Genomic DNA, 13,386 nt, shown 5'->3' with positions numbered 1-13,386 from the left:
ACGTGGTCGTAGACCCGAAACCAGGTGATCTACCCATGTCCAGGGTGAAGTTCAGGTAACACTGAATGGAGGCCCGAACCCACGCACGTTGAAAAGTGCGGGGATGAGGTGTGGGTAGCGGAGAAATTCCAATCGAACCTGGAGATAGCTGGTTCTCCCCGAAATAGCTTTAGGGCTAGCCTCAAGTGTGAGAGTCTTGGAGGTAGAGCACTGATTGAACTAGGGGTCCTCATCGGATTACCGAATTCAGTCAAACTCCGAATGCCAATGACTTATCCTTGGGAGTCAGACTGCGAGTGATAAGATCCGTAGTCAAAAGGGAAACAGCCCAGACCGCCAGCTAAGGTCCCAAAGTGTGTATTAAGTGGAAAAGGATGTGGAGTTGCTTAGACAACTAGGATGTTGGCTTAGAAGCAGCCACCATTTAAAGAGTGCGTAATAGCTCACTAGTCGAGTGACTCTGCGCCGAAAATGTACCGGGGCTAAATACACCACCGAAGCTGCGGATTGATACCTATGGTATCAGTGGTAGGGGAGCGTTCTAAGTGCTGTGAAGTCAGATCGTAAGGACTGGTGGAGCGCTTAGAAGTGAGAATGCCGGTATGAGTAGCGAAAGACGGGTGAGAATCCCGTCCACCGAATGCCTAAGGTTTCCTGAGGAAGGCTCGTCCGCTCAGGGTTAGTCAGGACCTAAGCCGAGGCCGACAGGCGTAGGCGATGGACAACAGGTTGATATTCCTGTACCACCTCTTTATCGTTTGAGCAATGGAGGGACGCAGAAGGATAGAAGAAGCGTGCGATTGGTTGTGCACGTCCAAGCAGTTAGGCTGGTAAGTAGGCAAATCCGCTTACCGCGAAGGCTGAGCTGTGATGGGGAAGCTCCTTATGGAGCGAAGTCTTTGATTCCCCGCTGCCAAGAAAAGCTTCTAGCGAGATAAAAGGTGCCTGTACCGCAAACCGACACAGGTAGGCGAGGAGAGAATCCTAAGGTGTGCGAGAGAACTCTGGTTAAGGAACTCGGCAAAATGACCCCGTAACTTCGGGAGAAGGGGTGCTTTCTTAACGGAAAGCCGCAGTGAATAGGCCCAAGCGACTGTTTAGCAAAAACACAGGTCTCTGCGAAGCCGTAAGGCGAAGTATAGGGGCTGACACCTGCCCGGTGCTGGAAGGTTAAGGAGAGGGGTTAGCGCAAGCGAAGCTCTGAACTGAAGCCCCAGTAAACGGCGGCCGTAACTATAACGGTCCTAAGGTAGCGAAATTCCTTGTCGGGTAAGTTCCGACCCGCACGAAAGGTGTAACGATTTGGGCACTGTCTCAACCAGAGACTCGGTGAAATTATAGTACCTGTGAAGATGCAGGTTACCCGCGACAGGACGGAAAGACCCCGTGGAGCTTTACTGTAGCCTGATATTGAATTTTGGTACAGCTTGTACAGGATAGGCGGGAGCCTTTGAAGCCGGAGCGCTAGCTTCGGTGGAGGCGCTGGTGGGATACCGCCCTGGCTGTATTGAAATTCTAACCTACGGGTCTTATCGACCCGGGAGACAGTGTCAGGTGGGCAGTTTGACTGGGGCGGTCGCCTCCTAAAAAGTAACGGAGGCGCCCAAAGGTTCCCTCAGAATGGTTGGAAATCATTCGTAGAGTGCAAAGGCATAAGGGAGCTTGACTGCGAGACCTACAAGTCGAGCAGGGACGAAAGTCGGGCTTAGTGATCCGGTGGTTCCGCATGGAAGGGCCATCGCTCAACGGATAAAAGCTACCCCGGGGATAACAGGCTTATCTCCCCCAAGAGTCCACATCGACGGGGAGGTTTGGCACCTCGATGTCGGCTCATCGCATCCTGGGGCTGTAGTCGGTCCCAAGGGTTGGGCTGTTCGCCCATTAAAGCGGTACGCGAGCTGGGTTCAGAACGTCGTGAGACAGTTCGGTCCCTATCCGTCGTGGGCGTAGGAAATTTGAGAGGAGCTGTCCTTAGTACGAGAGGACCGGGATGGACGCACCGCTGGTGTACCAGTTGTTCTGCCAAGGGCATAGCTGGGTAGCTATGTGCGGAAGGGATAAGTGCTGAAAGCATCTAAGCATGAAGCCCCCTCAAGATGAGATTTCCCATAGCGTTAAGCTAGTAAGATCCCTGAAAGATGATCAGGTTGATAGGTTCGAGGTGGAAGCATGGTGACATGTGGAGCTGACGAATACTAATAGATCGAGGACTTAACCATATAATATGAAGCAAATGTTATCTAGTTTTGAAGGAATATACCTTCATAAGTCTGGTAATGATGGCAGAGAGGTCACACCCGTTCCCATACCGAACACGGAAGTTAAGCTCTCTAGCGCCGATGGTAGTTGGGACTTTGTCCCTGTGAGAGTAGGACGTTGCCAGGCTTTATTATCATCGCGGGGTGGAGCAGTCTGGTAGCTCGTCGGGCTCATAACCCGAAGGTCGCAGGTTCAAATCCTGTCCCCGCAACCAAATGGTCCCGTGGTGTAGTGGTTAACATGCCTGCCTGTCACGCAGGAGATCGCCGGTTCGACCCCGGTCGGGACCGCCATTTATATAATATAAAGAACGAAACAATATGTTTCGTGTTTTTTTATTTACTCTAATTAAACTTATAAGACAGTCAATCTTATCCTTAGGACAACTCCTAAGGTCTTTTTTATATAATCAAAACTGAAACAAAAATAAAAAATCTGTATAATAAAGAGCAGGGAATACTAACAGTAAGGTAGGTGAAACCTTTGAATAAATATGAAATAACAACAATGTCTTCAGAAGAAACGCAGAATTTATCAGAAAAGCTTGGACAATTAGTTCAGGCGCAGGATGTTTTGATTTTAGAAGGAGACTTAGGTGCAGGTAAGACAACATTTACAAAAGGTCTTGCAAAAGGTCTTGGTGTAAAACGTGTTGTGAATAGCCCAACGTTCAATATTATTAAAGAATACAAAGGACGATTACCGCTTTATCATATGGATGTATACCGCCTAGCGGAGAGCGAAGAAGATTTAGGGTTTGATGAATATTTTTATGGTCAAGGTGTAACAGTGGTGGAGTGGGCGCATTTAATAGAGTCTTTTTTACCACTTTCACTTTTAAAAATCAGTTTATTCCACACGGGAGATAGTACAAGAAAAATTGTATTAGAGCCGAGCGGAGAACGTTATATTAGATTATGTGAGGAGCTATTACAAAATGAAAGTACTAGCAATTGATACTTCTAACTATGTAATGGGAGTTTCTCTTATTGATGGAAATATGGTTGTGGGAGAAATCATTACAAATTTAACAAAAAATCACTCTGTGCGTCTAATGCCAGCAGTAGAGCAACTTTTACAAGAATGTAATGTGAAACCAAAAGAATTAAATAAAATCGTTGTAGCAGCTGGTCCAGGCTCTTATACAGGTGTTCGTATTGGTGTAACAGTAGCAAAAACATTAGCTTGGTCATTGCAAATTCCGATTGTTGGTGTATCAAGTTTAGAAGTGCTGGCAGCAAACGGAATAAATTTCCCAGGGTATATTTGTCCGTTATTTGATGGTCGTCGTCAGCAAATTTATACGGGATTGTATACATATAGAGAACAAAAGTTGCAATCTGTGAAAGAGGATCGTATTATTCTCATTGCCGATTGGTTACAAATGTTAAAAGAGATAGGACAACCTATTTTATTTATCGGAAATGATGTAGAACAGCATAAAGATACAATTGTAGAACACTTAGGAGATCAAGCAGTATTTGCCCCGCTGACGAAACATAATCCACGCCCAAGTGAATTAGCTTTCTTGGGCTTACAGAAAGAAGAGCAATCTGTGCATACATTCGTTCCAAGTTACCTTCGTTTGGCAGAAGCAGAGGCAAAATGGTTAGAAAGTCAAACGAAATAGGGGTTTTATGAATGAACATTACATTTAGAAATATGAAGGAAGAGGATATTCCGCAAATTGTTGCGATTGAAGAAGCTTCATTTGCGACTCCTTGGACTGCCGAAGCATTTGAACGAGAATTAAAAATGAATGAGTATGCACACTACGTTGTACTGGAAACAGAGGAAGGAATTCTAGGTTATTGCGGACTTTGGGTCGTTCTTGATGAATCACATATTACGAACATTGCGGTATTACCACAATACCGTGGTCAAAGGCTCGGAGAAGTGTTATTACAAGAAGTAATGAACAAAGCGAGAGCTCTTGGAGCAAATACGATGACACTTGAAGTGCGTGTTTCAAATGAAGTTGCAAAAAAGTTATATCGGAAATTTGGTTTTCAAAATGGCGGAATTCGCAAAAGATACTATACAGACAATTATGAAGATGGTCTTGTAATGTGGGTGAACTTATGATGAAAAAAGATACAATTATACTGGGTATTGAAACAAGCTGTGATGAAACAGCTGTAGCAGTTGTGAAAAATGGACGAGAAATTTTAGCGAACATTGTAGCTTCGCAAATTGAAAGTCATAAACGTTTTGGTGGGGTTGTTCCGGAAATTGCATCTCGTCACCATGTGGAACAAATAACGGTTGTATTAGAAGAAGCGTTAAAAGAAGCGCAAATTACGTTTGAAGATATTGATGCAATTGCTGCTACAGAGGGGCCAGGCCTTGTTGGGGCATTGTTAATTGGTGTGAATGCAGCAAAAGCGGTAGCTTTTGCACATGGTATCCCGTTGGTTGGCGTGCATCATATTGCTGGTCATATTTATGCAAATCGCTTAGTACAAGAACTGCAGTTTCCATTATTGTCTCTCGTTGTATCTGGTGGACATACAGAGCTTGTTTATATGAAAGAGCATGGTTCATTTGAAGTAATTGGCGAAACAAGAGATGATGCTGCAGGAGAGGCATACGACAAGGTGGCACGTACGTTATCATTGCCATATCCAGGTGGACCGCACATTGATCGTCTTGCCCATGAAGGAGAGCCGACAATCGATCTGCCTCGTGCATGGCTTGAACCAGATTCTTATGATTTTAGTTTTAGTGGTTTAAAATCCGCAGTTATTAACACTGTGCATAACGCTAAGCAGCGCGGAGAGGAACTAACACCTGAAGATTTAGCTGCAAGTTTTCAGGCAAGTGTAATTGATGTGTTAGTAACAAAAACAGTACGAGCAGCGGAGGAGTATGGCGTGAAGCAAGTGCTTCTTGCTGGAGGAGTTGCGGCAAATAAAGGATTGCGGGCTCGACTAGAAGAGGAGTTTGCAAATAAAAACGATATAGAGCTTATTATTCCACCGTTATCTTTATGCACAGATAACGCTGCTATGATTGCTGCAGCTGGTACGATTGCATATGAGCAAGGAAAGAGGGCAACATTAGCATTAAATGCAAATCCTGGCTTGGATATTGAATCATAGTTATTCCGCGTTTAATGAGAGAGTAGATTTTTCGCCTTCGGTAAAGAAGAGAAGTTTAGTTAAATGTTAGTGGGGCCACAGATGAAAGTTTCACTTTATACACATAATTAACCACAACCTGTGGATAAAACCTATATTATCTGTTGATAATATAGGTTTTTTTGTGAGTATAACCTGTGGATAAATATTATTTTATTTGTGGATAATGTGGGGAAATTAATATTTATCTTGATAATATGAAATTGAATATGTGAATAACACTGTGGATAAATAAAAAGGTCAGCGTAACTGCTGACCTTTTTATTTTTTATATTTGTAATTCTTCCCATTCTTCCATACATGCTTCTAATTGCTCTTGTAGTGTTTGTTTTTCTGCTGTAATATCACTTGCTCTTTCGTAATCAGCATATACTTCAGGCAGACAAAGTTGTTCTTCTAATGTAGCGATTTGCTCTTCCATTGCAGCAATGTTTTCTTCTAATTCCTCAATTCTACGCGTACGTTGGCGCTCTTGCTTTTTACGTTCTTTTTCTTCAATATAATTTAATTTTTCTTGCGCCACTTGTTTTTGTACAGGTTTATTCGTTTCTTGTTCTTCAAGTTCTGCCCGCTCTAACATTTCATTTTTCTTTTCTATATAATAATCGTAATCGCCTAGATATTCCTCTGCCCCATCTGTTGACAATTCAATAACTTTTGTGGTGATGCGATTAATGAAATAGCGGTCATGAGAAACAAATAAAATAGTTCCTGGAAAATCAATAAGAGCATTTTCTAATATTTCTTTACTACTTAAGTCTAAATGGTTTGTCGGTTCATCTAAAATAAGCACATTTGATTTTTGCATCATCAGTTTTGCAAGAGCTAAACGTGCTTTTTGTCCACCACTTAAAGAAGAGACTGGCTTTAAAACATCATCACCAGAAAATAAAAAGTTTCCAAGTACTGTGCGGATTTCTTTTTCTGGTTGCAGCGGGTAATCATCCCAAAGTTCATCTAATACGCGTTTTGATGATGTTAAGTTTGCTTGTTCTTGGTCATAATATCCAATAGAAACGTTAGAGCCGAATGAAAAACTGCCGTTTAAAGGACGAAGTTTATCCACAAGAGATTTTAATAAAGTGGATTTTCCGATTCCATTTGGACCTACAAGTGCAACACTATCACCTCTCGTTAATTGGAAATGAATGTGCTCAATGATTGGCTCGTTATTATAACCAATTGTGATATTTTTTACTTGTAGTACATCATTGCCACTTTGCCTATCGATATCAAAGTGGAAAGAAGCAGATTTTGTATCACCGAGTGGTTTTGTCATAAGCTCCATACGATTTAATTGTTTTTGGCGACTTTGTGCCCGTTTTGTTGTGGAAGCGCGGGCGATATTTTTTTGAATGAAGTCTTGTAACTTTGTGACTTCTTCTTGCTGTTTCTCATAACGCTTCATTTCTTGTTCGTATAGCGATGCTTTAAGTTCTAAATACTTACTGTAGTTCCCCGTGTATTTTCGACTTTGTTTATTAGAGATTTCATACACCTGTGTTACGAGTTTATCTAGAAAGTATCGATCGTGTGAAACGATTAAAATAGCACCAGGATAGCCTTGTAAATATTGTTCCAGCCACGTTAATGTATCGATATCTAGATGGTTGGTTGGCTCATCCAAAATAAGCAAATCTGGTTTTGTTAGTAATAATTTGCCAAGAGCTAAACGAGTTTTTTGCCCACCACTTAAAGTGGAGATTGTAGTTCCGTGTGTCTCAGAAGGAAAGCCAAGTCCGCTTAAAACAGAGCGAATATCAGCTTCGTATTGGTAGCCGCCTTTATTTTTATAATCTAATTGCAGGCGATCATACTCTGCTAACAATCTTTCGTGTACAGTGACATTTGTGAAATTTTCTTCTTTCCCCATTTCTTGTTCTAGCCTTCGGAGTTCTTTCTCCATGCGTTGCAAGTCGAGAAATACCGTTAGCATTTCATCCCAAATGGTTAATGATGTTTCAAGACCAGTGTGCTGTGCTAAGTAACCGATAGATACATCTTTCGGTTTAATAATTTCTCCGCTGTCATGGGATAGTTCTCCCGCAATAATCTTTAATAATGTAGACTTTCCAGCGCCGTTACGGCCGACAAGTGCAATGCGATCACGCGTCTGTACCTCTAACTTAATGTTTGAAAGAATCACTTCAGCGGCGTATAACTTGGAAAGGTTATTCACTTGTAGTAGAATCAATGTTTTCACCTCAAATAATTTCTTAACTTTGCCATGATTATATTTCTCAATCATACTAAAAATAGTGTATAGTTGAACATAATAGAGAAGTTCTCTCTCTATTATACAGGGAAAACTTTCAATGCTAAACTTCCGTACATGTTTCAATCACTTGAACAGATAGGAAGAGAGGAGGGGTTGCATGGAGCAGCCTAAAATTCCGCAGGCGACTGCCAAAAGATTGCCTCTATACTATCGATTTATCCAAAACTTATCGTTATCTGGTAAGCAACGCGTATCATCTGCAGAATTAAGTGAAGCGGTGAAAGTGGATTCGGCGACGATTCGAAGAGATTTTTCATACTTTGGGGCATTAGGGAAAAAGGGATACGGCTATAACGTAAATTATTTATTGTCGTTTTTCCGCGAAACACTTGATCAAGATGATGTAACGCGTGTAGCACTAATAGGGGTAGGTAATTTAGGGACAGCTTTCTTACATTACAATTTTACGAAAAATAATAATACAAAAATTGAGATGGCATTTGACGTTGATGAAGAGAAAGTTGGAAAAGAAATCGGAGGAATTCCAGTATATCACCTGGATGAATTAGAAGAGAAATTATCCGATGATATAAAAGTGGCAATATTAACAGTACCTGCTTCTGTTGCACAAGCTGTAGCAGATCGCTTATCGCATACTGGTATACAAGGTGTTTTAAACTTTACACCTGCTAGGTTAAATATATTAGAACATATTCGAATTCATCATATCGATTTAGCGGTAGAATTACAAACGCTTGTGTACTTTTTAAAAAATTACCCACAATAAAAACGCAGGAATTCCCTGCGTTCTTATTATTTCTTCATACTACCTTTTTTCGGTTTAGAAAAAAGAAGGCGAAGTGCCAAATTAAAATCAACTGTTGCCATTATAGCAAGTAATATTGTATAAAAGTTCCAAATTGTATCTTCAACACTTGTAATTGCTAAGTATGTAAAAATACACCCAAGAAGAAAATACAAAGTTGCCATAACAAATGGTGAAGTTCGCATGTTTAAAATCCTCCGATGAATCCTTGCAATTTTTCAGCTTTTTCTATGTATGGGTGAAGTACAAATGTAATTAACATAACATTTGTATTCATCATAACGTGAGCCATAATAGGTACAATAATTCGTTTTGTTTTTACATATAAAAATGAAAAAACAAGCCCCATGGAAATATACACTAATAAATGTGTAGGGTCAAAATGAATTAAAGCAAATATAAGTGAACTCACAATTGCTGCGATAAAGAAGTTATATCGTTTATATAGTGTTCCAAATAGAATCTTTCTAAATACAATTTCTTCAAGAATGGGAGCGAATATAGAAGAAACAATCATAAATAATGGAGCAGCTTTTATAATCTCGATAATGTTTTGTGTATTTTCAGATTCAGGTTTAACTTTAAAAATTTGTGTTTCAATTGTGCCAGCAATTACTTGGGCAAATAAAGCAAGAAAAACCCCCAAAATAATCCATCCTATTGTAGCGGGAATGTTTGTTCTTTCCCGATCCCATTTTTCTGATTGTGTATCGTTGCGTAATATCAGAAGGATAATGATAAGAGCGACAAAGAAGCTAATTATTCCCCAATGTGCAGTTGCCAATTGAACCTCTTCTTGAAAGCTCCTGTTTCCATTGTTGTATATTCCGCTTTTTAAAAGGAGCCACCCTCCAATTACACCTGATAATTGCATTAAAATATATGTAACAACAACCCACCAGTATTGTCTCTTCAATTTCGTAACTCCTTTTTAAATTTTTTGTAATGAAAAAGGAAAATGCTCTATCCATAGAGAAAACAACTTATGGCATCTTCTTATTGTAACATAGGAGAAGAGGGAAAAACGATGGAATATCAAATAGAATCTTCTATCAGTGCCGATCTTCCATGAAGCCAAGGATTTATATTATTACGCTACTCATCAGGTAAAGAAGAGAAGCTTATGGAAAGACTGAAGAGGATGTAAAATAGTTTTCCGAAAAATTACGTTTTTTCACTTGCAAAAGAAAATGAGATTCTTTATTATAATAAGTGTGTTAGCACTCGAAGTGTTTGAGTGCTAATAAACATAAAATTTACATAGTAAATTGAGGAGGTTATTGTTCATGCTAAAGCCATTAGGTGATCGCGTTGTAATTGAACTTGTTCAAGCAGAAGAAAAAACAGCAAGTGGTATCGTATTACCAGACACTGCAAAAGAAAAACCACAAGAAGGTAAGGTAGTGGCAGTTGGTACTGGTCGTGTGCTTGAAAATGGTGAGCGTGTTGCTTTAGAGTTAGCTGTAGGCGATCGTATTATCTTCTCAAAATATGCAGGTACTGAAGTAAAATACGAAGGTGCAGAATACTTAATTTTACGTGAAAGCGACATTTTAGCAGTTATCAGTTAATTATATAAATCTTTAAAAATTCAAGGGGGTCAAATATTATGGCAAAAGATATTAAATTTAGTGAAGAAGCACGTCGTTCGATGCTTCGCGGTGTCGACACTCTTGCAAACGCAGTAAAAGTTACGCTTGGACCAAAAGGTCGTAACGTTGTACTTGAGAAAAATTCGGTTCTCCGCTTATTACAAATGACGGTGTAACAATTGCAAAAGAAATCGAATTAGAAGATGCATTTGAAAACATGGGTGCAAAACTAGTAGCAGAAGTTGCTAGCAAAACAAATGATGTAGCTGGTGACGGAACGACAACTGCAACTGTATTAGCACAAGCGATGATTCGTGAAGGTTTAAAGAACGTAACAGCTGGTGCGAACCCAATGGGTCTTCGTAAAGGTATTGAAAAAGCTGTTGTAGCAGCAATTGAAGAATTAAAAACAATCTCTAAACCAATCGAAGGTAAATCTTCTATCGCACAAGTAGCTGCTATTTCTGCTGCTGACGAAGAAGTAGGACAATTAATTGCAGAAGCGATGGAGCGTGTTGGTAACGACGGCGTTATTACATTAGAAGAATCTAAAGGTTTCACAACAGAATTAGATGTAGTAGAAGGTATGCAGTTCGATCGTGGATATGCTTCTCCTTACATGATTACTGATTCTGATAAAATGGAAGCAGTTCTTGATAACCCATTTATCTTAATTACTGATAAAAAGGTTTCTAGCATTCAAGAAATCTTACCAGTATTAGAGCAAGTGGTACAACAAGGTAAACCACTTCTTATCATCTCTGAAGACGTAGAAGGCGAAGCGTTAGCTACATTAGTAGTAAATAAACTTCGTGGTACGTTCAACGTAGTAGCTGTTAAAGCTCCTGGCTTCGGTGATCGTCGTAAAGCGATGCTAGAAGATATCGCTATCTTAACTGGCGGTGAAGTAATTACAGAAGAATTAGGACGCGACCTAAAATCTGCGACTATCGCATCTTTAGGACGTGCTAGCAAAATTGTTGTAACGAAAGAAAATACAACAATTGTTGAAGGTGTAGGAAATACAGAACAAATCGAAGCTCGTATTGGTCAAATCCGTGCGCAGTTAGAAGAAACAACTTCTGAATTCGATCGTGAAAAATTACAAGAGCGTCTTGCTAAACTAGCAGGCGGCGTGGCTGTAATTAAAGTAGGTGCAGCAACTGAAACTGAATTGAAAGAGCGCAAACTTCGCATTGAAGATGCACTTAACTCAACTCGTGCAGCAGTAGAAGAAGGTATTGTTGCAGGTGGCGGTACTGCACTTATGAACGTATATACTAAAGTAGCTGGTCTTGCAGCTGAAGGCGACGTAGCAACAGGTATCAACATCGTACTTCGTGCATTAGAAGAGCCAGTTCGTCAAATCGCAATCAACGCTGGTCTAGAAGGCTCTGTTGTTGTAGAACGCTTAAAAGGTGAAAAAGTAGGCGTTGGTTTCAACGCAGCAACAGGCGAGTGGGTAAACATGCTTGAGTCTGGTATCGTAGATCCAACGAAGGTAACTCGTTCTGCTCTTCAAAACGCAGCATCTGTTGCAGCGATGTTCTTAACAACTGAAGCAGTTGTTGCTGACAAACCAGAACCAGCTGGTGCTGCTGGAATGCCTGACATGGGCGGCATGGGCATGGGCGGTATGGGCGGTATGGGCGGCATGATGTAATCTGCCCTTTCTGTGAAGCTGTTCAATGTATAAATAGTTAGTAAGAAGAAGACTACTTCCTTAATTAAAGGAGGTAGTCTTTTTTGTGCTTTTAAAGTTTGCGTACCAAGAATTTCTTGAAGACCGTAAGTTTAGGAATACAACGAAGGTAAATATTCAAAATTATAAGGTTCTCTTAGGTGGTTTTATTGACTACTGTCACGATAATGGCATTTTGAATGTTGAAGAAGTCAAAAGCATTCATGTTAAAAGTTATTTACGCTATTGCCAAGATATTAGAAAGGTATGCCTAACGTTATGCAAACATGGAAAGAAGTACAACCTTAGTAATAGAGAGTGCTATGAAGTGATATGTACAGAATAAGCGAAATCCCAAGGTATAATAACCTTGGGTATTTTTGTGAATTTATAAAAATATTACCAAATGAAGTGTATTAAATATGACCCTTATTTATATTTGTATCAGCTAAATACTTAGCATAAAGAATCGTATTTTTAGCGACATCTAATTCAACACTATATATAACAGGTGCACCTGGTCTCCAATTTACCTCAAACAACCATAGTTTTTGGTTTTCGTCGATCCCGACATCAATTCCTAATTCATCCAACGATTCATTATCATATAAAGAATCAAAATGGTTAGAAAAGCTTAACGCAAATTGTTCAAGATATCTTTGAATATCGTACCAGGAGTCATCAAACTCTGTTTTTAAGAAAACATCTAGATAAGCACTATAACCACCAATACCCATATTTGATGTAATGGTCCCCAAACGTCCAATCCTTGGATAAATAGAAGTAATAACCCATTTTCCTTCTCCATTTTTTTGTACATGAAGACGGAAATCAAAAACAAGACCAGATTTTGTTTGACTTGAAATAAACTGTTGAACTAAGTAATCTGGTTCTTGTATTTTATTAGATATCAAGTTTAGCAATTGTTTTTCATCAATAGTTGATAATATGCCTGCCTCATTAATTTTATAATGATTTGTTCTATATTTTTCAATAAGAACAACGCCCCCACCTTGATGTCCAGACCTTGGTTTAATAATAACCTTTTCATAACGTTTGATCATGTCAAAAAAAATCTGAACATCAGTTAATACTTTAAAAGGAATAAGGTATTGTTCAAATTCCTTTGCCCGTTTAATTCTGTTATATACGGCTAATTTGTCTCCGATTGAATGACTTGTAAACGGAATCCTTTCGGATAAATAATCAAAAACTTGCTCTGCTTTATCACTTACAGGATAACTTGCATTATAAATGGCATCTGGAAAGGGAAATTCCTTTTCAATCCATTTACCGTTTTCATAGGCCTTCCCTAAAATTTTTTGCTTTTCTAGATTTACATTTCCCGGGGTAAAGTAAAAAAAGTTTATACCTTCAGCTTTTGCTACAGCGGCATAAGCATATGCTTTTTTACATTATTTGGATTTGACCGATGATGAAGCATGCCTATTAGCGTCATGATATTTCTATTCCACCTCTCTTTAAATTCCTCTTCCAAATGAAAAGACTAGAAATTTTTTCAATCATTTTACAATCTGTAAGTGTTTAAGATAGAGTTTGCTAGCTCTCTATTTTCATCAAAAAGGCGCATTAAAGGCAGTAAAGTATAAGAACGGTTTTTAAATTGTTCAATACAGAAAAAACTGGTTTTAAAAGTTCCAAATGAATCA

General features: G+C 39.5%; 9 protein-coding genes, 2 tRNA genes, 2 rRNA genes and 2 pseudogenes (1 of these 15 only partly in view). 11 read left to right on the top strand and 4 right to left on the bottom strand.

What is annotated here, in order from left to right; translation table 11 throughout:
- The 8 genes from ACEWFJ_RS00135 to tsaD form a co-directional block, all read left to right on the top strand.
- A 23S ribosomal RNA gene (locus ACEWFJ_RS00135) occupies window positions 1-2,219 on the top strand; it begins 703 nt to the left of the window's first position.
- A gap of 50 nt (window positions 2,220-2,269) precedes the next feature.
- A 5S ribosomal RNA gene (rrf, locus tag ACEWFJ_RS00130) occupies window positions 2,270-2,385 on the top strand.
- A gap of 11 nt (window positions 2,386-2,396) precedes the next feature.
- A tRNA-Met gene (locus ACEWFJ_RS00125) sits at window positions 2,397-2,473 on the top strand.
- A 3-nt stretch (window positions 2,474-2,476) separates the two neighbouring features.
- Window positions 2,477-2,552 (top strand) — tRNA-Asp (locus ACEWFJ_RS00120).
- A 190-nt stretch (window positions 2,553-2,742) separates the two neighbouring features.
- Window positions 2,743-3,216, top strand: a complete 474-nt coding sequence (tsaE, locus tag ACEWFJ_RS00115) for a tRNA (adenosine(37)-N6)-threonylcarbamoyltransferase complex ATPase subunit type 1 TsaE (protein ID WP_098309788.1) — start codon at window positions 2,743-2,745, stop codon at window positions 3,214-3,216.
- Complete coding sequence (gene tsaB, locus ACEWFJ_RS00110; RefSeq protein WP_098309787.1) at window positions 3,197-3,889, top strand: tRNA (adenosine(37)-N6)-threonylcarbamoyltransferase complex dimerization subunit type 1 TsaB; 693 nt, start codon at window positions 3,197-3,199, stop codon at window positions 3,887-3,889. Before tsaE ends, tsaB begins: the two co-directional genes overlap by 20 nt.
- An 11-nt stretch (window positions 3,890-3,900) precedes the next feature.
- Complete coding sequence (gene rimI, locus ACEWFJ_RS00105; RefSeq protein WP_098309786.1) at window positions 3,901-4,344, top strand: ribosomal protein S18-alanine N-acetyltransferase; 444 nt, start codon at window positions 3,901-3,903, stop codon at window positions 4,342-4,344.
- Window positions 4,344-5,360 carry a tRNA (adenosine(37)-N6)-threonylcarbamoyltransferase complex transferase subunit TsaD gene (gene tsaD / locus ACEWFJ_RS00100; protein WP_473692292.1) on the top strand — a complete coding sequence of 339 codons (1,017 nt, stop codon included), beginning with the start codon at window positions 4,344-4,346 and terminating at the stop codon, window positions 5,358-5,360. The genes rimI and tsaD overlap by 1 nt, the downstream gene beginning before the upstream one ends.
- 307 nt (window positions 5,361-5,667) lie before the next feature.
- Here the strand turns inward: tsaD and ACEWFJ_RS00095 are convergent, their stop codons facing one another.
- Window positions 5,668-7,593, bottom strand: a complete 1,926-nt coding sequence (locus ACEWFJ_RS00095; RefSeq protein WP_473690026.1) for an ABC-F family ATP-binding cassette domain-containing protein — start codon at window positions 7,591-7,593, stop codon at window positions 5,668-5,670.
- A 181-nt stretch (window positions 7,594-7,774) separates the two neighbouring features.
- Between ACEWFJ_RS00095 and ACEWFJ_RS00090 the strand changes: the two genes are divergently transcribed.
- A complete protein-coding gene (locus ACEWFJ_RS00090) occupies window positions 7,775-8,404 on the top strand; it encodes a redox-sensing transcriptional repressor Rex (RefSeq protein WP_098309783.1) in 630 nt (209 codons plus the stop codon).
- A 26-nt stretch (window positions 8,405-8,430) separates the two neighbouring features.
- On the opposite strand, the gene ACEWFJ_RS00085 is transcribed toward ACEWFJ_RS00090, so the two are convergent.
- On the bottom strand, window positions 8,431-8,628 hold the full coding sequence (locus ACEWFJ_RS00085; RefSeq protein WP_098309782.1) for a YdiK family protein: 198 nt from the start codon (window positions 8,626-8,628) through the stop codon (window positions 8,431-8,433).
- A gap of 2 nt (window positions 8,629-8,630) precedes the next feature.
- Entirely contained in the window at window positions 8,631-9,359 is a 729-nt protein-coding gene (locus tag ACEWFJ_RS00080) for a CPBP family intramembrane glutamic endopeptidase (protein ID WP_253628404.1), read from the bottom strand.
- A 370-nt stretch (window positions 9,360-9,729) separates the two neighbouring features.
- On the opposite strand from ACEWFJ_RS00080, the gene groES reads away from it, so the two are divergent.
- Both groES and groL read left to right on the top strand, forming a co-directional pair.
- Window positions 9,730-10,014, top strand: coding sequence for a co-chaperone GroES (gene groES / locus ACEWFJ_RS00075; protein ID WP_098309780.1), 285 nt, complete (start codon window positions 9,730-9,732; stop codon window positions 10,012-10,014).
- 38 nt (window positions 10,015-10,052) lie between these two features.
- A pseudogene (groL, locus tag ACEWFJ_RS00070) lies at window positions 10,053-11,698 on the top strand (chaperonin GroEL).
- A gap of 434 nt (window positions 11,699-12,132) precedes the next feature.
- On the opposite strand, the pseudogene ACEWFJ_RS00065 reads toward groL, so the two are convergent.
- A pseudogene (locus ACEWFJ_RS00065) lies at window positions 12,133-13,175 on the bottom strand (YheC/YheD family endospore coat-associated protein).
- Between the last annotated feature and the right edge of the window lie 211 nt (window positions 13,176-13,386).

The sequence above is a fragment of the Bacillus sp. EA-CB0995 genome (assembly GCF_055814245.1).
Note: the sequence above shows the minus strand (reverse complement) of the source record. Positions and strands in the feature narration are given on the sequence as shown.